We start from the raw sequence: 19,022 nt of genomic DNA on the forward strand, positions 1-19,022 counted from the left end.
AGAATTGTCATGTTCAGTTTTTTCGAAGCGTTTACGGCTTCACCGATCCTCTATTCGGTAATCGGTGCTGCGGCTGGAATCATATGGGGCGCGATTCCCGGGCTTTCCATGACCATGGGCATGGCGCTCCTCGCGACATTTTCCTACAGCATGTCGATCTTCGATGCTGCCGCGTTCCTTATGGGCGTCTATACTGGAGCGACGTTCGGTGGCGCCGTTAGTGCGGTGCTTATCAATATTCCAGGTACACCTGACTCGGTGCCGATCCAGCTTGCCGGCTACCCGCTGACCAAGCGCGGACGTGGTGGAGAAGCGATCGCGACCGCAATATTTGCCTCTTTTGTGGGGAACTGGGTTGGCATCCTCATTCTCGCCCTCACAGCACCGCTTCTCATCATGTTTGCGCTTGAATTCGGCGCGTGGGAGCAGTTCCTGCTCGCGCTTTGCGGAATACTGCTTGCGGGGAGCATTTCAGGTGAGGGCGATTCAGCTATCAAGGGATGGATATCCGGTTGGATTGGCCTTGCCATTTCCATGGTGGGGCTGGAGCCGATACTGGGCTATCCGCGCCTGGTTTTTGATGTTCCAAACCTGCGCGGCGGCGTGGACTTCATCGCTGCTCTTATCGGCCTGTTCGGCATTGCCGAAGTCATGCGGATGGCTGGGCAGAAAAACCCACGCGTCTCACGGATGGTGATCGGGCGCTGCTGGCCCCGTTTCGATCTCCTTCGCAAATACGCCGGCGCCGCCCTGCGCTCAAGCGGACTGGGCACAGTGATTGGTGTAATACCGGGCGGCGGCTCGCCCATGGCCAACTTCCTATCCTACGAACTCGGCCAGCGTATATCAGGCAAGGATTTCTCCAAAGGCAGCATTGAGGGAGTTGTCTGCACTGGTACCTCCGACAACGCCTCCATAGGCGGTTCGCTTCTTCCGGCTCTCGCGCTTGGCATTCCAAGCTCGGCGGCGGTTGCCGTCTTCATGGCAGCGTTGGCCTATCACGGAGTGGTGGTAGGGCCGTCCGTGGAACTCAGCCAACCTGGCTTCCTCTCGTATCTGTACGGTACGCTGATTGTGGCCAACTTTGCCATGTACGTGCTGGCGTTCCTGCTTCTGAAGCCGATCATGAAGATGTTGGCGCTGCCGCCTTCCGTTCTGATGCCGATGGTGGCCATGCTGTGTATGGTGGGCGCTTATTCTGTCCAGCTTTCTGTCTTCGATATGTGGATCGCGCTTGCATTCGGGCTCTTTGGCTATGTCATGAGCCGAAGCGGCTTCCCGCTCGCCCCCATGGTGTTCGCGATGATTCTCGGCAAGCTGGCCGACGAGAACTTGCGTAAAGCCGTCATCATCTTCAAAGACGACGCGCTGCTGTCGGTGTTTTCGCGACCGGTGGGGCTGGTCATCATCGCGGTGATCGTCCTGATCGTGGGGTTTGGACTCAAGCGCAGCTTGGACACGCGGGCTGGTCGCAAGTCACGTACCAGGATCGCTGGATGAGTTGTTTAGCAGCCTAGAGGTCTTGGATACAGTATTATATAAACGGCACGTGGATCGGTAGCGACCCACGTGATTGGAGATTGAAATGGATAGTCTCGTGGCTTCGGGAACTGGTACAGTTCGCCTGCCCAATGTGCTGGGTCTTGAGCTTGCACAGATCATTGAGCGCTTGATTATCAGGCTCGAGTTTGAGCCTGGCCAGCACTTGACCGAGCAGCAGATATGCGAGCGTTTCGACGTAAGCCGCTCACCCGTGCGTGAGGCATTTCGTCAGCTTGAGGCCATTGGCCTTGTGGTGCGGCATACCCGCAAGGGCATCCGCGTTACAGACATGACACCGGAGCATGTGGACGAAATCTATTTCGTGCGCACGCCTCTGGAGAGCATTGCGGCAAGTTGCGCTGCGCGAAACGCATCTAAGGCCGATATTGAGTATCTGGAACGTGCCGTCGATGCGCTCGACAAGTCCCTCGCGCAAGATGACGCAGAAGCCTTCTTCGATGCCAATATGGCGTATTTCGACCGCGTTCACGCGATCACCGGTAATCGCACCCTGGAGAATATTCTGCGCACGATAGAGAAGCAGGCCATGCGTTACCGCTATTTTGCACACACCCACAGCAGGGAAATGCAGGAGCACTCTGCCGGCGACTTACGCAAAGTTCTTCTAAGCATCCGAGATCGTAACGAGCAAGAAGCGCACGATCGTACGCTGGTTATGATGAGGAACGCCCAGGCACGGATCGTAGGGATTGTTCAACAGTATTGCGAAAGACAGAAAGATATTCGTTGAACACCCCGGCGACTCCAATTGTAGTGCTTAAGTAAAGGTATTCGTCCTCGCGTCTTCTTCCGCGAGGACCGGCTGTGAACTGAGCATTAGGGTTCGCGCTCTCCGACGTGTTTTCAATGGGTTCTCGTATTTCGATCTGGCAGAAACGGGGCCTGACCTGCTTCCCTGACTGTATCCATTCATAGATTAGCCCTGTTCGTGTTGTGGTCTGTTTGGGCCCGGATTGCAGACTCGTTCGGTGTGGGACCGTTGCGGCTCGTGTGTGGCCGGATCTCCATTCACTGATGATTTCAGGGGCCTGGCGCGAGGCCGCTCCGGGGCGCAGACGTTCAGAAGAGCGTGAGCAGCAAACCCTCATAATCCTGGAGAATACACGGTAAACTCTGCTGTGGCCTGATTGCGATTCTTTAACGTGGAACAAACCGGCCATCGCTCAGGCGGACGTGAAAGCGAAACGCTCGCATCCATCTGCGCCTTTAAAACTGGAATCGTATTCCATTTTGGAATTTGATGTTGTATACTCCAATCCGACCTGGGAGGGATGGTTGACTGTAGCTGCTATAGATCGTTGCCTGACGATGCTGGAGGCCCTCGCGGGCGAGCGCGATCCGATCGAACTTACGGATCTCGCGAACCGGTTGGATATGCCGGCAAGTGCGGTCCATCGCACGCTGACAACACTTGTCTCGCGAGGATGGGTGTTGCAGCATAGCGGAACCCAGCGTTATGCGCTTTCTCTCCGCATGAGCACCCTCGCTTTCCGTAATCTCGATGTGCGCGCGGTGCCCGACGTGGTTCAGTCCGTTCTGGACAAGCTGGCACGCGAGACGCGCGAATATTGCCGTCTCGCGATCGTCGAGGGCGAGGATCTTGTCTGGGTGGCTCGTGCACAGGGTGCGGTTACGGGGCTGCGCTACGATCCCGAGATGGGACAGGAGATTGTTCTGCATGCCACCGCCAACGGCAAGGCCTGGCTTTCCACTCTGCCGGAATCGGAAGCGCTGCGCATAGTCTGCTCCCGGGGTTTTGGCGCGCGGCGGCCGCTCGGTCCAAACAGCGCCACCAATGTTGATGAGTTCCGCGCCCGTCTCGTTGAAACGCGTGAGCGCGGATACGGGGTCTCCGTAGAAGAAGCCGAGGCGGGGACAGGCGCCGTGGCCGTGCCCTTCTTCAACGGGGTGGAGCCGGATGCTCCAGTGGCCGGCACGATGAGCGTGGCCGGGCCTCTCGTGCGCATCACCCCCGACCGCTACGAGGAGCTTGCAACCGCCCTGAAGAAGGCCGCCGTTGAGGTTGCCGAGATCTGGTCTCTTCGCAGCCGCCAGCGCGGTTATCAGCCGGCTGTGGCGGCGTCACGCTCGCCAGCGCCTGCGGACGTTTGAGGAAAGAAATGATGCAACGCAACCCAGTATTGCAGCGCGTTCTGGAGCCGGTTCTCTGGTTCGCCGGTCTTTTGCTGGTGTGGGAAGTGTTGGTCAGGGCGCTGCAGGTCCCGGTTTACGTCTTGCCCGCGCCATCGCAATTCCTCTCGCGCATTCTCGAGGATTACCAGAGACTGGGTTACCACGCACTCGTGACGACAAGGCTCATCGTCTACGGATTTGTCGCGGGCGCCATACCCGGTGTCGTGCTCGGCTATCTGATAGCGAAATCCCGTTTCGCCGAGCAGGTGCTTTATCCGCTGGTTGTTTTCATCCAGGGATTGCCGAAGATCACTCTGGCCCCGCTCATGCTGGTCTGGTTCGGGTTTGCCGATTTTCCAAAGATACTGCTCACGGCGCTGATCACTTTCTTTCCGATCCTGGTCGACAGCGTCACCGGTTTTAAATCGATCGATCCGCGGCAGTACTATCTCAGCCGCTCGGTCGGGGCCTCATGGTGGCAGACATTTCGGTTGTTCGAACTGCCGTCGGCGGCACCCAGTATATTTTCGGGGTTCAAGATCACCGTTGTCATCGCTGTCACAGTGGTGATCGTCGTGGAGTGGATGAACTCGCAGAACGGGCTTGGGTATCTGGTTTTACGGGGAATGGACGATTCCGACACGTCACTCATCTTTGCAGTGCTTGTTGTCGGTTCGATGATCGGCGTTCTGCTCAGTTGGGGGATGGAACTGGCCGAACGGGCATTGCTGCCCTGGCGGCGGCGCTGAGCGGTTCGTGGTCGGCAAGCAGTCATCACGATCAACAAAAGGGAGGAAGAAAATGCAATTCAGATTGAAACATGTGGCGGCAGGGGCGATGTTCGCACTGCTCGCCGGCGGGGTTTCCGCGTCTGCGCAGGACAAGCTGCAGATGCAGATGAACTGGACGGCGGACTCGGCGCATCTCGGTTTTGCGGTGGCTCAGTCCAGGGGAATCTACAAGGACCATAATCTTGATGTCACTTTGACGGAGGGGCGCGGATCCGCTGTGGCGGCGCAGCTCGTGGCGACCGGGCAAACAGAGCTTGGCTATGCCGATACCGGCGCGACACTGAATGTCGCTGCACAGGGGGCGCCGATCAGGATCATCGCTACCATCTGGAAATCCGGTCAGTTCGGTATCCAGTATCTGGCCGATTCAGGCATCAAGGAACCGAAAGACCTTATCGGCAAAAAGCTGGCGGTTTCTCCCGGATCAGCGATGCTTCCGCTCATCCCGGTCTTCCTGCGGGCAAACGGCATCGAAGAGTCTCAGGTCGAAATCGTCTCTGCGGCTGAGAGCGCATTTATTGGCCTTTTGACATCCAAACAGGTCGATGCGGTGTCGCAAACGCCGGAAAACATTGTGGTGCCGCTTGCTGCCCAGGGCATCGAGGCGGGCAACATGTATTTCTATAACAATGGTGTTCCGATCGCGAGCCTCGCCTTGGTGGCCCGTGAAGACAAGCTTGAAGCCAACCCGGATGTCTACAAACGCTTTGTCGAAGCGACGGCGCTGGGCTGGCAGGAAGCGATGAAGGATCCGGAAGCCGCGGTCGATGCGCTGCTCGAGATTTTCCCCGAGACCTCGCATTCGAAGGAGAATCTCCTTCAGTCGGCCAAGTTCAGCTTTGCCTCGGTTTGTCCGGGTGGGGCCGGTGACGCCATCGGTGTAACGGACGCGGAAACCTGGGAAACCATGTACGGGGTCATGACCTCGGCGATGAACCTTCCCGACACGAAGCCGGTAACCGATTACTATACGCTCGACTATCTGCCGGGAACGCCGGTGACCTGCCCCTGAGGCATGTCAGTCGTAACCTCCGGTCCGGGCGTGTGAGGCGCCCGGACATAAATCTCACGCGGAAAGTTTCGTAGGCATGTCGCAAACAGCTTCTGCCATGGCACCGGCACAGTCGGGGGCGCGCGCGCGCCTGATGGCGGCGTTCGGCGGTTCGTATTTATCGTCCGTTCTGATCGGAACGGTGGCGGTGTTGTTGCTGCTTGGCGTGTGGGAGATAGCGCTTCGCTTCTTCGAGGTGCCCATATGGCTCGCGCCCAAGCCTTCAGATTTCCTGGCGCGGCTTTATACCGACCGTGCGTTGATCGCCGGTCACGCGTTCTGGACTTCACTCACAATCGTGGAGGGTTTTGTTCTTGGGGTGCTGGTGGCGATCCCGCTGGCCCTGGCGATTGTTTCGGTGGGTGCGCTGGAACGGGGCCTCTATCCCGTCATCGTGTTTTTGAACATCATGCCCAAGACAGTGATCGGGCCCATCCTGATCATCTGGTTCGGGATTGGCCCGCTGGTGGCCGCGCTGATCGTTTTCCTGATGAGTTTCTTTCCGGTTCTGGTCGATTCCATGTCGGGTTTTCGGTTGGTCGACCGTCGCCTTTTCTACATTTCGCGATCCATGGGCGCGAGTTCATGGCAGACTTTCTGGAAGGTCAGGCTTCCCGCCGCCATGCCCCACATTTTCTCCGGCATGAAGATAGGCGTGGTGAAGGCGGTGGAGGGCGTCATCATCGCCGAATTCATCGCCTCCAACAAAGGTCTGGGTTTCATGATCGTGCGCGCCTCGGCGTTCATGGATATGACACTGATGTTTTCCGGACTGGTGGCTGCAGCGATCGTCGCGCTGATCTTCAACGGCGCAATGAGCATTATCGGGCAATGGCTGATGCCGTGGTCCAGACACTGAACCCGGATAAATGACAATGACGGACACGACGATGGCAGACATGAACTCCCGAATTCCTTCCGGTCTGGTGGATCCGGTCGGCGAGGCGAACGCCACGGGCGCTTCGATCAATGCCAAAGGGCTGACGAAGGTGTTTGGGAGCGGGGAAAATGCGTTCCACGCGCTCGGGCCCATCGATCTGGACATAAAGCCGGGAGAGTTCGTTTCCATTATCGGCCCCTCCGGGTGCGGCAAGAGCACGACCATGCTTCTTGTCACCGGACTGGAGCCGCCGAGCGCGGGTTCGGTAGAGATCGACGGGAAACCTCTCACGGCTCCCATTTCGGAGATCGGCATCGTCTTTCAGGATCATCTGCTTCTCGATTTTCGTACCGCCATCAACAATGTCATGCTGCAGCAGGAGATCAGGGGGCTCGACAGGGCCAAATTCAGAGAACGGGCTGATGCCCTGTTCGCGCGGCTTGGTCTCACAGGGGCGGAAAACCGATATCCGTGGCAGCTCTCCGGCGGCATGCGTCAGCGCGTTTCCATCGCGCGGGCTCTCGTTCACGACCCTTCGATGCTGTTGATGGACGAGCCCTTTGGTGCGCTCGATGCGATCACGCGTACACAGATCCGGCACGACCTGGAAATGCTGTGGCTCGAAACACGCAAGACGGTGCTTTTCATCACCCACTCTATCGAAGAGGCGGTGGGGCTTTCGGATCGTGTGCTGGTCATGTCGAAGAGCCCCGGTACAATCGTCGAGGAAATCGTTATCGATCTGCCGCGTCCGCGCCCGGCCCATCTGGGCGAGTATCCCGAGTTCTCGAAATATGCCGAAAGGATCTATCGGATCTTCGAGAAGCTCGGCGTCTACAAATTCTAGCGCGGCGTCATGGTCGAAGCTTTGCAATTGCCCGAGTTCATCTTCAATGAAGCGACAGTGCGCGAGAAGTGGGGCCTTGAGCCGTTTCTCGAAGGATGTGCGCAGCGCGGTCTGTCGCGCGCCTCCTTATGGGGCGATGAAATCGAAAAGGTCGGCCTTCAGGAGGCGCGGCGTATGCTTTCCCGCACCGGGATATCAACCTTTGGCTTCAATCGGGCAGGGCCTCTCCTGGGAACGGAAGGGTCCGGGCGTGCAGAATGCCTTGATCGCGCACGTCACGCGGTGGACATGGCCGCCGAGCTCGCAGCCGACCATGTCCTTGTCTTCTCAGGTGGGCTCCCGCACGGCAGCCGCGATCTTGCCGCCGCGCGCGCCGAGGTGGAAGACGCGATCGGGATGCTCCTCGACCATGCCCGTTCCGTTGGAATGACCCTCGCGCTGGAGCCGCTGCATCCCATGGTGGCCGGCGACAGGGCGGTGATCCTCACACTCAGTCACGCCAATCGCCTGTGCGCGCAGCTGGGCGACGGCATCGGCATCGTGGCGGACGCCTATCACATCTGGTGGGATGAGCGTCTGGAGGATGAGCTCGCACGCGCCGGTTCTGCCGGCAGGATACTGGGCTTCCACGTCAGCGACTGGCTGGTGCCGACGAAGCATGTCCTGCGCGATCGGGGCATGATGGGGGATGGCATCATCGATCTGGCCGGCATGTGGCGCGAGGTGCAGGCAGCCGGTTACGCCGGGCCGATCGAGATCGAGATCTTCTCCGACCATTGGTGGGGCGAAGACCCCGACCTCGTCCTTGATACGGCACTGGCGCGATGCCGTAGCATATTTCCGGGGGGATGATCACATCATGAGCGACAGCATTCCAAATCTGGGCGGTGGATCGCGCATCTATGCGGTGTTCGGCGATCCCGTGGCTCAGGTGCAGACACCCACCCTCATCAACCCGCTTTTCGCGGCCAGGAGCCTTGATCTCTACGCCGTTCCTTTTCATGTCACCCGGGAAAATTTCGAGGCCACCTGGGGCGTTTTCGCAGCGATGGACAATGTGGCCGGCATCGGCGTGACCGTGCCGCACAAGATTGCAGCCGCTCGTCTGTGCGACGAACTGACACCTGCTGCTGCGGCCGTCGGCGCGGTGAATTCCATCCAGCGGCGAATCGACGGCTCCATGTATGGTGCGCTTTTCGACGGGCTGGGTTTCGTGGGTGGATTGGCCGCCAATCGCAGTCGTCTGGCGGGAGCGTCGGTTATGCTTGTCGGCGCTGGCGGGGCGGGGCGTGCCATCGCCCACGCCTTGTCCGGTGAGCAGATCGGCCGGCTGTCCGTGATCGACCTCGATGAGGATGCACTTCAATTCACCATCGGCATGGTCAATCGCGAGATGGGTGGGCCGCTGGCACAACGCGGTTCCGACGATCTGGCGGGTATCGATGTGCTGATCAACGCAACGCCGATCGGGTTGAAATCCGCAGACGCCTTTCCAGTCGATCTCCGGGATTTGAACTCTGAAATGCTGGTGGCCGACATTGCCGCCTTGTCACGGGATACCGAATTGCTGAAGCTCGCGCGGGCGCGTGGCGCGGCTACAAGCGATGGTCGCGACATGCTTGAGGCACAGATCGCGCTGATTGCTGGCTTCGCGGCCGGAGGGGAGGCGGGGACGCCGCTCTGAATTCAGGTCTCAGCCTGCTCCTCTGCCATTTTAGCAGCCATGTTTAGCAGCCATGTGAGCCGCAATGAGATCGATCTGGCCGTGGATCATGTGAATGCCTGAATGGATTTGCGCACCCCGCGTGCGTGCGGCCTCGAGCAAAGGTGTCACCTCCGGCTTGGCGATTACCTCGGCGACCAGCATCGTCTCGTCGATCAGACTTGCATCGAAGGGCTGAGGGTCGTTCGCCGAAAGGCCGAGCGACGTCGCGTTTATTACAATCAGACCCGATGCGGTATGCGTTTCGCCGGACATTTCGGCTCGCGCGAAAGACCGCCCAGCGGCGCGGTTCACAGCCTCTGCCAGTTCCTCGGCTTTTTGTCGGGTGCGGTTTGCTATGATCAGGGATGCCGCGCCTTCCTCGGCAAGTGCGAACGCTATCGCGATAGCTGCCCCGCCGGCTCCGGCCATGAGGCAATGCCTGCCGGACACCACATGGCCCTGGCGTTTCAAACCGCGAACAAAACCCTTGCCGTCAAACTGGTAGCCTTTGAAGGAACCATCGGTTTCCCGCCGCACGAGATTGACCGCTCCGACCCGTTCGGCGAGTGGATCGAGACTGTCGCAGAGCGGGAGTGCGGCCTGCTTGTGCGGCAGGGTGATGCCAAAACCGATCAGGTTTTTGAGCGTCTTGAGCCCCGCCCATGCGGTGTCCAGTTCCCGTGCATCGATGTTTATGGGCACGCAGACGATATTTTCTCCCCGTGCGGCAAAGATGGGGTTGATCGCCGTCGGGGTCATCACCTGGGCGATGGGGTCGCCAATGACACCCATGATCCTGGTCGAGCCATTGATCGCAAGGGGAAGATCTACCATGAGAGCTCCTCTCGCTTCAGCCATACGAGACTGCCATCTTCCACGCCGACCACGAGACCGGGCTTGCCGCTGTCATCCCAGTCCACAGCTTCCGGCGAAGCGACGTGCATGGCCATCTGGATGGTTTCGCCGCGGAACTTGAACGCTTTTGGAAAGGCGAAAACCGGCTCGGCGTTGGAGCCAGTGTTCTCCAGCAGAAAGATGCCCGCCTGGCCGGTCGTGTTGCGTGGCTGGCCGGTTGGGCCGGGCGGAACGGAGGCACGCGCATGGGTGCCGATAATGAGATCGATCCGCCCATCGCCGGTCCAGTCCACGGCGCAAAGTTTCACGCGCCCGCGTCCGCCGCCCACATCCTGTGTAAAGCGCATTTGCGAGCCGTCCTCCCACCGTGGATGCCGCTTGTCGACAAGTTCCGTGTCTGTTGCGCGGCGGAAATCCGACAACACGCCATCCTCGTCGAGTGCAAGGTAGTGGAGCTGGCCGTTGCCGAGCCAGTCAACCACGGCCGGCCGCACCCGCCAGACGGTTTTCAGCGGCTTGCCCTGCCAGGTCAGCGGGCGTGGCGCTTCGAAACGGGGAGGTACGGCACCACCGTCATTGCGGTAGAAATTGTGCTCGCCGTTGACGTCGCTGACAAGCAGATCCGGCAATCCGTCGCCGTCCCAGTCGGCAATGGCGGGGCAGGAATAGCCGAACATTTTTTCTGAAGGGCCCTGTATGGAGCCGGTCAGACCGGCGGCGATGCGGACGGGCTGTCCGCCCGCTTCGATCATCACTTCCCGCGCGAGCGCGGGCGCGCCGCTAGGGCCGAGATTTTCATAGAACAGAAGCTCGCCGGTGCTGTTGCCGACCACGAGGTCGGGCAGGCCGTTGCCTGTGAAATCGTGAGCGGCGGGAGAGGGCAGAACCCCGGCGTGAATCGATGGCTCGGTGCCCTCGACGCGGCCGATCTTTTGAAAGGCCGGCCGCCCGTCGGGGCCGGCGCCGGTGTTCCGAAGGAAAGTCACATAACCATCTTCGGCTCCAACCAGAATATCGAGGCGCCCGTCGCCATCCCAATCGACGGCGCACGGCAGGTGAATGCACTGATCCAGTAGCACCGGGGCACCGGCACCGTCGGCAACAAGCGTGGGATGTTCAAAGGCGAAGGGGCCGGTCTGTTCGGCAAAATGCAGGATGTTCCAGAATTCGCCGCACACCACGGCGGTGCGCCCCTCTCCGGAAAAATCTCCGAAGGCTGGAGCACACTGGCCATAGACCTCCAGCGGGGTCTCTCCCCCGACGATCGGCCTGCCTCGGCTCAACACGGGCGCGCTCAGGGTGCCGGTGTTCTTGAAAGCATAGAGGAAACCGCGTAGCGGCCCGCCCAGCCAGCGGCCCGCCGCATCATAGGCGCGGTAGCCGACATCGTTCCACTCCAGCCCGTTCGGCCAGTAGTCATCCCATGAATCCGTGCCCACAACGAGTTCGGGAACACCATCGCCGTCAATGTCATGGAAGCGGGCCATGTGAAAATATTCGTTGCCTTTGACCCAGTCGGCTTCGAGATCCAACGCGACCGGATCACCGAAACGCGGCTCGCGCGCGGTGCCGATATTGGGAAATAGAAAAATCTGTCGCCGCATGCGCGAGACGGAGAGGAGATGAAAGCGGTCGCCGTCGCGTACGGCGGTAACATAGCCGCGCACACCTTCAACGATCTCCTCGCGTCCAAGAAGCGGTGTGCCGTCCGGCTTGATTCCGATCTGCGGATACAGAAAAACGCGCCCCTCATAGCACGTATCCCAACTGGACAGGAGAAGGTCGCGTCCGCCATCGCCATCCCAGTCGACCACATCGACGCAGGTGATGATGCGGCCCGCGACCGGTGCCGAACCCACATCGGGATGATAGCGAATGGCCTGGTCCACATAAGTCGGGCCCGTCCAGACCGACGCATCATCCTCCCACCGAGTCACGCTCAAGATGCTTCTCCTCCGTTTTTGGAATCCTATTCCAATTTCATTTCGTATCATATAGCGTGGCAATTGAAACCTTCAGATGGGCAAGAAATGAAAATTGGGATTGATGGCCTCGTGCCGGTGATGCTCACGCCTTTCACGTCGGCCAACCGCATTGACGAGGATGGGCTCGCACGGCTGACCGACTGGTATATCGAAGGCGGTGCACAGACATTGTTCGCGGTCTGCCAGTCGAGTGAGATGCAGAGGCTGCAGCTGGACGAGCGTGTTCTTCTGGCGCGCCGCACGCTCGAATGCGCGCGTGGGCGGCTGCCGGTGATTGCTTCAGGGCACATATCCGAGGCGCTGGACGACCAGCTCACAGAGCTAAAGGCAATGGCCGAAACGGGGGTCGATGCGCTGGTTCTGGTCACCAACAGGCTGGATCCAGACAATGCTGGCTTCGAGGGGTTCCGACATGCGCTTGAAGCGATCCTGAGAGCCTTGCCAGACGATCTGCCGCTCGGGCTCTATGAATGCCCGGTCCCCTATCGCCGCCTGCTCAGCGATGACGAGCTGAAGCTCTGCCTGGATACGGGCCGCTTTGCCGTGCTCAAGGATGTCAGTTGCGACCTGCCGACGGTGGCCCGTCGCGCAGCGATAACTGCGGGTACGCCCTTCGCCATTGTCAACGCCAATGCAGCGATCGCGCTTGCCGCCATGCGTGCGGGGTCGCGGGGCTTCGGTGGCGTGTTCAGCAATTTCCATCCGGATCTCTATGCCTGGATGTACGAACACAGGGGCGAGGATACGGAACTGGTTCGCGATCTCGCGGTTTTTCTCGCATTGGCCGGAATGGCTGAGGGGATGGGGTATCCAAAGCTCGCCAAGCTATGGCATCTCAGGCTGGGAACCTTTTCGAGCGCTCATTCCCGGGTGGTGGACTACCACCCTCTGGAGCGGCATTGGGCCGCCGCTGATCTGCTCGATCATATTGAGCGAGGTACGGAACATTTCCGCTCCCGGATCGCGGCAGCCTGAAGGTCTGAGAAGTCGCATCGTGCTCTCACCCTGTGGAGGCGGGACTGGCTGGTGCCTGAAATGCCGTCGATGCGAGTGGGTTGCGGGTTCCGCCTCTACCCGCCGAACATAATCGCTCCAATCCAGCGCATCTCCTCGCGCAACCGTGTGATGTCACCCAAATGGGTGAGGTGCGGTTGCGAAGCAGCGGATAGTCTTCTCGATGTTGGCCTTTGTCCGTTTTTCCGGCGGATGAATGCGCGCGAGAATGGAGCCTGGAATGCTTGCCAATCCATCGCCTTGAAACGCACCCTTTCTGCATTTCCTTTTTCTGGCGTGAAATCTCCTGGTATTCGGTCTGCGCGCCAGTGTGCCTGCCCAGGAGGCACACACTATAATTGTTTTCGATTGCGCAGGCTCCATGTGGGGAAGGTGCCTGTTCGAACATAGAACCGGTGGTTCCGGTGCGTAGGCTGCCGGTCCGTGGCTCGGATGACCGCTGTGGCCAATGGTTGCCGCCGAAGGGCAAGCGACTGCTTTCCGATGCCGTGCGGATTGCGGCAAACCAACTACGTTTTACAGAAAATGCAGCGACCGTGGTCGTCGTTGCAGACGGTATCGATATCTGCCATGCCGCCCCTGCGCTCTCGCTTCTGAACTGAAAATCCGGGTGTCAATTTTACCACGCATGTGGTCGGGTCGGTCTATCGCAGGATCAAGGCCGTCAGGTGCAGTGTTTGGCCGAGAACACGGGGGGGGGGCTTTACCTTGCGCCTGGGATGCGGATGAGCCTGGTGAGACGCTGCGCCGTACGATTGCCGACAATGCCCCATATTGGTGGCGGCCTTGGTCTCATGCCCCCACCAAGGCCGGTTTTTGCGTCTGTATGCGTCCGGCGTTTCGTAGGCCACAGCCCCGGGTGCTCCGGGCCTGTCTCACCAGGCCTGTTCGTTTGCATCATGTTGCTGGTTGTCTCCCCGTTGCTTCGCTAGAGTTATGATCATTGGACTGACAAGCAGAACATGAGTTGGAAAGTATGAGCGCACGCGGAAATCGACTGGATGACGCCGCCCGGGCAGGATGGCTTTATTACGTGGCGGGCAACACGCAGGATCAGATTGCTGCGACGCTGGGGGTTTCGCGGCAATCCGCACAACGCCTTGTCTCGCTGGCTGTGTCGGAAGGGCTCGTGCGGGTAAGGATCGACCACCCGATCGCCGCTTGCATGGATTTGGCGCGACGGTTGAAAGAACGTTTTGATCTTCAGTTTGCCGAAGTGGTTCCCAGCGATCCTCAATCGAATTCGACAACAGTCGGTGTGGCGGAGGCGGCTGCCGCCCAGATAGAGCGACATCTGCTTTCGGCGGAACCGATCGTCATGGCGATCGGGACAGGGCGAACGCTCAAGGCTGCAATCGAACAACTGCCGCCGATGGAATGTCCTCAACACCGCATCGTTTCACTGACAGGAAATATCGCGCCCGATGGCTCGGCGGCCTATTACAACGTTATCTTCACCATGGCGGATACCGTGAAGGCCCGCAGTTTCCCCATGCCCCTGCCGGTGATCGTTTCGTCGCCCGAAGAGCGGAATCTTCTTCACGAGCAGCCGATGATCCGGCCGGCACTGGAACTGGCGAGAAGGGCGGATGTGACGTTTGTCGGTATAGGCGACATGACAGATAACGCGCCAGTGTTCGAAGACGGCTTCGTATCCAGGCCCGAGCTGGACGCTCTTCAAAGGGCGGGTGCGGTCGGGGAGATCGTCGGCTGGTCGTTTGACGCAAATGGCGTCTACATCGAGGGCGGTTTGAATGAGCGTGTCGCAAGCGCACCATTGCCGTCGTCGGAAACCTCGCTCGTCATTGCAGCGGCGATGGGCGCGCGCAAACTTCCCGCTATTACGGCTGCTGTAAGCCGCCACATCGTCAACGGGCTGATCACCGATGAATGCACGGCGACAGCGCTGCTGGAGGCTGGCTGAGCCGAGCCTCCGCTCGTCCGCTTCTGTTTCTCCGAGACAGAAGGGCTTGACTTTGAAGTGAAGTGAGTATTTGCTCATCAACATAGCATTTGCTCAATTCTTTGGGAGGAGACCATGAGAGCGAATTTTCTGGCCATGATGACGTGTTCGGCAATGACCATTGCCGTTGCGGCGCAGGCGGAAACACTGACGATCGCGACCGTCAACAATGGCGATATGATCCGTATGCAGAAGCTTGCGGGCGCGTTCACGGAAAAGCATCCCGATATCGAGCTTGAATGGGTAACGCTGGAGGAAAATGTCCTGCGGCAGCGTGTCACCACGGACATTGCCACCAAGGGCGGTCAGTATGACATCATGACCATCGGTACCTATGAGGTGCCGATCTGGGCCGCGCAGAATTGGCTCGTACCGCTCGATTTCGGCCCTGAATACGACGTCGATGATCTGTTGCCGGCCATCCGGGCCGGCCTATCGATGGACGGAACGCTTTATGCCGCGCCATTTTATGGCGAGAGTTCCTTCGTCATGTACCGCAAGGATCTGTTCGAGGAAGCGGGACTTGAGATGCCGGAGGCCCCAAGCTGGGACTTTATCGGCGAAGCAGCGCGCAAGATCACCGATAAAGACAGCGAGATCTATGGAATCTGCCTGCGGGGCAAGGCCGGCTGGGGCGAGAACATGGCGTTCCTCACCGCCATGGCGAACTCGTTCGGCGCGCGCTGGTTCGACATGGAATGGAATCCGCAGTTCGACCAGCCTGAATGGAAGGAGGCCCTGCAGTTCTACATCGATCTCATGAACGATGCAGGACCGCCCGGAGCATCCTCCAATGGCTTCAACGAGAACCTGGCGCTATTCCAGACCGGAAAATGCGGCATGTGGATCGACGCCACGGTGGCGGCCTCTTTCGTCAGCAACCCGGATGAAAGTCAGGTGGCTGACAAGGTCGGCTTTGCACTTGCGCCCGACAAGGGGCTCGGCAAGCGCGGAAACTGGCTCTGGGCGTGGTCTCTGGCCGTTCCCGCCGGCTCGCAGAAAACCGACGCCGCAAAGACCTTCATAGCCTGGGCGACAAGCAAGGAATACAGCGCGCTCGTTGCGGAGGAGGAAGGCTGGGCCAACGTGCCGCCCGGCACGCGGACCTCGCTCTATGAAAACCCCGCCTATCAGGAAGCCGCGCCTTTTGCCGACCTGACCATCAAGTCCATTCAGGCTGCTGATCCGACCAGCCCAACGGTCGAGGACGTGCCGTATGTGGGTGTGCAGTTTGTCGCGATCCCGGAGTTTCAGGGTATCGGGACGGCGGTCGGCCAGCAATTCTCAGCCGCACTTGCCGGGCAATCCAGCGTTGACCAGGCATTGTCGAACGCGCAGGCGCTGACCCAGCGTGAAATGCAGAAGGCGGGATACCCCAAGTAAACCCGCCCATCCCCCGGGGTCGCGACCGGCCCTCTCTCCCGGTCGCGATCCCGATTCCGCCTATCCGTCGACACAACGTTTGAAGAGGCAGGCTCATGGCCACGCTACAGACCCGCGCCAGCGCCCGGCTTATGATGACGCCCGCAGTCGTTCTGCTGCTTCTGTGGATGGCTGTTCCCCTGTCCATGACGCTCTACTTCTCGATGTTGCGCTACAATCTCCTGATGCCGGGCATGGAGGAGTGGGCCGGCTTCCTGAACTACCGGTTTTTCCTTACGGATCCCGCATTCCTCACGGGGCTGTTGAATACACTGCTCCTGGTGGGGGGCGTGCTTCTCATCAGCGTCGGTGGGGGCATCATGATGGCACTGCTGCTCGACCAGCCGTTCTTCGGGCAGGGCATTGTGCGCCTGATGGTCATCGCCCCCTTCTTCGTCATGCCAACCGTGTCGGCGCTGGTCTGGAAGAACATGCTGATGCATCCGGTGAACGGGCTGTTTGCCTGGATCGCGCGCACATTTGGCCTTCAGCCTGTCGACTGGTTCGGCGAGGCTCCACTCTTTTCGATTGTCATGATCGTCTCCTGGCAGTGGCTGCCTTTCGCAACGCTGATCCTGCTGACGGCGCTTCAGTCTCTCGACACCGAGCAGAAGGAGGCGGCTGAGATGGACGGAGCGGGGGCGGTTTCGCGCTTCATCCATATCGTGCTGCCGCACATGGCGCGGGCGATCACCGTGGTGGTGCTCATCGAGACTATTTTCCTGCTCTCCGTGTTCGCGGAAATCCTCGTGACCACCAATGGCGGGCCGGGCGTGCAGACAACCACCGTGACCTATCTGGTCTATGTGCAGGCGCTGTTGCAGTTCGACGTGGGTGGCGCCTCTGCCGGCGGCATCGTTGCCGTGGTGCTGGCGAACATCGTCGCCATTTTCCTCGTCCGCCTCATCGGCAAGAACCTGGAATAGGAGAGACCCGATGGCCCGCACCGTTTCCACCCGCACTCGTCTCACCTTCACAGTTATAGGCTGGCTCGTCGGCTTCGTAATCTTCTTTCCAATCCTCTGGACGGTGTTGACCAGCTTCAAGTCCGAGGGTGCTGCGATCGCAACGCCGCCACAATTTCTGTTCTTCGAGTGGACAGCGGAGAACTATGTCGAGGTCAACAGTCGGTCCGACTACCTGAAGCATTTCATGAACTCGGTGGTGATCTCGCTTGGTTCGACCCTGCTCGGTCTCCTCATCGCCATCCCGGCAGCCTGGGCCATGGCCTTCGCTCCGACAAAGCGCACGAAGGACGTGCTCCTGTGGATGCTGTCCACAAAGATGCTGCCGGCAGTCGGTGTTCTGGTGCCGATTTACCTTCTGTTTCGCGATGCGGGGCTGCTCGATACGCGGATCGGTCTGGTGCTCGTGCTTACCATGGCGAACCTGCCGATCATCGTGTGGATGCTCTATACCTATTTCCGTGAGATTCCCGGAGACATCCTTGAAGCCGCCCGGATGGACGGCGCCTCGCTCGCCAAGGAAATCATCTATGTGCTGACGCCCATGGCTGTTCCGGGCATCGCCTCCACCCTGCTTCTCAACATCATTCTTGCCTGGAATGAGGCCTTCTGGACACTCAACCTGACGGCAGCCAAGGCAGCGCCGCTTACAGCCTTCATCGCTTCCTATTCCAGCCCGGAGGGGCTGTTCTGGGCAAAGCTCTCGGCCGCATCGACACTCGCCATCGCCCCGATCCTCATCATGGGCTGGTTCTCGCAACGTCAGCTCGTGCGTGGCCTCACTTTTGGCGCCGTCAAATAAGGAACGACAATCATGGGGGAAATCCGTCTCGAAAAGGTGCACAAGGCCTTTGGCTCGACAGTCGTCATTCCCGAGATCGATCTGGAGATTGCCGACAATGAATTTGTCGTGTTCGTCGGTCCGTCAGGCTGCGGCAAATCCACGTTGCTGCGCCTGATTGCGGGCCTCGAAGACACGACAAGCGGCCGGATCCTGATCGATGGTGAAGACATGACCGCCCGCTCTCCGGCAAAGCGCGGCCTGTCCATGGTCTTCCAGTCCTATGCGCTCTATCCGCATATGAGCGTTTACAAGAACATCGCTTTCCCGCTGAAAATGGCCGGAGCGGACAAGGCGGCGATCGACGAGAAGGTGCGCAACGCCGCGCGCATTCTCAATCTGACGGATTATCTCGACCGTCGTCCCGGGCAACTTTCCGGCGGTCAGCGCCAGCGTGTGGCGATCGGCCGGGCGATCGTGCGGGAGCCAAAGGCGTTTCTCTTTGATGAGCCGTTGTCGAACCTCGATGCAGCACTGCGCGGCTCCATGCGGCTTGAGATCAGCGAACTCCATCATCAGCTCAACACGACGATGATTTACGTCACCCATGATCAGGTGGAGGCCATGACGATGGCCGACAAGATCGTCGTGCTGAATGCGGGACGGATCGAGCAGGTCGGTTCACCTCTGGAACTCTACCGCAGCCCAAGAAATCTGTTTGTGGCGGGTTTCATCGGTTCGCCGCGCATGAACCTCGTCCAGGGCATCGAAGCGGAGAAGATGGGGGCTGCGACAATCGGAGTCCGGCCCGAGCACCTGCAGCTTTCGACCGAAAGCGGTCACTGGAAGGGCAGGGTCGGCGTGGCTGAGCATCTTGGCTCCGACACGTTTCTCCATGTCGACATTGACGGGATCGGACAGCTTACCGCGCGGGCCGACGGTGAGTTTGCGTTGCGTCACGGTGAGACGGTCTATCTCACTCCATCGCCAGAGCGCCTGCACCGTTTCGATGACGCCGGCAATGCCTTGAGCTGATGGTCCGGCACACAGGGTAAGCAGAACGAAGA

General features: G+C 59.6%; 18 protein-coding genes. 16 read left to right on the forward strand and 2 right to left on the reverse strand.

The window, feature by feature from the left end:
* Positions 1-9: 9 nt before the first annotated feature.
* The 9 genes from P2W41_RS04860 (at position 10) to P2W41_RS04900 (ending at position 8,949) form a co-directional block, all read left to right on the forward strand.
* Positions 10-1,500: a tripartite tricarboxylate transporter permease gene (locus P2W41_RS04860; protein ID WP_404934447.1), complete on the forward strand. Its 1,491-nt coding sequence runs from the start codon at positions 10-12 to the stop codon at positions 1,498-1,500.
* Positions 1,501-1,585: 85 nt separating this feature from the next.
* Positions 1,586-2,293: a GntR family transcriptional regulator gene (locus P2W41_RS04865; protein ID WP_404934448.1), complete on the forward strand. Its 708-nt coding sequence runs from the start codon at positions 1,586-1,588 to the stop codon at positions 2,291-2,293.
* A gap of 545 nt (positions 2,294-2,838) precedes the next feature.
* On the forward strand, positions 2,839-3,675 hold the full coding sequence (locus P2W41_RS04870; RefSeq protein ID WP_292897356.1) for an IclR family transcriptional regulator: 837 nt from the start codon (positions 2,839-2,841) through the stop codon (positions 3,673-3,675).
* An 11-nt stretch (positions 3,676-3,686) separates the two neighbouring features.
* Entirely contained in the window at positions 3,687-4,445 is a 759-nt protein-coding gene (locus P2W41_RS04875; protein WP_404934449.1) for an ABC transporter permease, read from the forward strand.
* Positions 4,446-4,497: 52 nt separating this feature from the next.
* On the forward strand, positions 4,498-5,499 hold the full coding sequence (locus P2W41_RS04880; RefSeq protein ID WP_292897352.1) for an ABC transporter substrate-binding protein: 1,002 nt from the start codon (positions 4,498-4,500) through the stop codon (positions 5,497-5,499).
* Positions 5,500-5,596: 97 nt separating this feature from the next.
* Positions 5,597-6,397 (forward strand): ABC transporter permease, encoded by an 801-nt coding sequence (locus P2W41_RS04885; RefSeq protein WP_404934450.1) that lies wholly within the window; start codon positions 5,597-5,599, stop codon positions 6,395-6,397.
* Between the two features lie 16 nt (positions 6,398-6,413).
* Positions 6,414-7,265 carry an ABC transporter ATP-binding protein gene (locus P2W41_RS04890; RefSeq protein WP_292897348.1) on the forward strand — a complete coding sequence of 284 codons (852 nt, stop codon included), beginning with the start codon at positions 6,414-6,416 and terminating at the stop codon, positions 7,263-7,265.
* Between the two features lie 9 nt (positions 7,266-7,274).
* Positions 7,275-8,117, forward strand: a complete 843-nt coding sequence (locus P2W41_RS04895; protein WP_292897346.1) for a sugar phosphate isomerase/epimerase — start codon at positions 7,275-7,277, stop codon at positions 8,115-8,117.
* A 7-nt stretch (positions 8,118-8,124) separates the two neighbouring features.
* The gene (locus P2W41_RS04900) at positions 8,125-8,949 is read left to right on the forward strand and encodes a shikimate dehydrogenase family protein (RefSeq protein WP_404934451.1); all 825 of its coding nucleotides are present in this window, start codon (positions 8,125-8,127) and stop codon (positions 8,947-8,949) included.
* Between the two features lie 30 nt (positions 8,950-8,979).
* Here the strand turns inward: P2W41_RS04900 and P2W41_RS04905 are convergent, their stop codons facing one another.
* Together P2W41_RS04905 and P2W41_RS04910 are read right to left on the reverse strand one after the other, a co-directional pair.
* Positions 8,980-9,804: a shikimate dehydrogenase gene (locus P2W41_RS04905; protein ID WP_292897342.1), complete on the reverse strand. Its 825-nt coding sequence runs from the start codon at positions 9,802-9,804 to the stop codon at positions 8,980-8,982.
* Positions 9,798-11,762 carry an FG-GAP repeat domain-containing protein gene (locus P2W41_RS04910; RefSeq protein WP_404934919.1) on the reverse strand — a complete coding sequence of 655 codons (1,965 nt, stop codon included), beginning with the start codon at positions 11,760-11,762 and terminating at the stop codon, positions 9,798-9,800. The genes P2W41_RS04905 and P2W41_RS04910 overlap by 7 nt, the downstream gene beginning before the upstream one ends.
* A 93-nt stretch (positions 11,763-11,855) precedes the next feature.
* Between P2W41_RS04910 and P2W41_RS04915 the strand changes: the two genes are divergently transcribed.
* The 7 genes from P2W41_RS04915 (at position 11,856) to P2W41_RS04945 (ending at position 18,990) form a co-directional block, all read left to right on the forward strand.
* Positions 11,856-12,785 (forward strand): dihydrodipicolinate synthase family protein, encoded by a 930-nt coding sequence (locus tag P2W41_RS04915; RefSeq protein WP_404934452.1) that lies wholly within the window; start codon positions 11,856-11,858, stop codon positions 12,783-12,785.
* A 443-nt stretch (positions 12,786-13,228) separates the two neighbouring features.
* Positions 13,229-13,426 carry a hypothetical protein gene (locus tag P2W41_RS04920; RefSeq protein WP_404934453.1) on the forward strand — a complete coding sequence of 66 codons (198 nt, stop codon included), beginning with the start codon at positions 13,229-13,231 and terminating at the stop codon, positions 13,424-13,426.
* Positions 13,427-13,800: 374 nt separating this feature from the next.
* On the forward strand, positions 13,801-14,748 hold the full coding sequence (locus P2W41_RS04925; protein ID WP_292897336.1) for a sugar-binding transcriptional regulator: 948 nt from the start codon (positions 13,801-13,803) through the stop codon (positions 14,746-14,748).
* Positions 14,749-14,862: 114 nt separating this feature from the next.
* On the forward strand, positions 14,863-16,170 hold the full coding sequence (locus tag P2W41_RS04930) for a sugar ABC transporter substrate-binding protein (RefSeq protein ID WP_292897334.1): 1,308 nt from the start codon (positions 14,863-14,865) through the stop codon (positions 16,168-16,170).
* A gap of 95 nt (positions 16,171-16,265) precedes the next feature.
* Complete coding sequence (locus tag P2W41_RS04935) at positions 16,266-17,135, forward strand: carbohydrate ABC transporter permease (RefSeq protein WP_292897332.1); 870 nt, start codon at positions 16,266-16,268, stop codon at positions 17,133-17,135.
* Positions 17,136-17,145: 10 nt separating this feature from the next.
* Complete coding sequence (locus P2W41_RS04940; protein ID WP_404934454.1) at positions 17,146-17,976, forward strand: carbohydrate ABC transporter permease; 831 nt, start codon at positions 17,146-17,148, stop codon at positions 17,974-17,976.
* A 12-nt stretch (positions 17,977-17,988) separates the two neighbouring features.
* Entirely contained in the window at positions 17,989-18,990 is a 1,002-nt protein-coding gene (locus tag P2W41_RS04945) for an ABC transporter ATP-binding protein (protein WP_292897330.1), read from the forward strand.
* The last annotated feature ends 32 nt before the right edge of the window (positions 18,991-19,022 follow it).

This window comes from Nitratireductor sp. L15S-10 (genome assembly GCF_045011005.1).
Taxonomy (GTDB): Bacteria; Pseudomonadota; Alphaproteobacteria; order Rhizobiales; family Rhizobiaceae; genus Nitratireductor.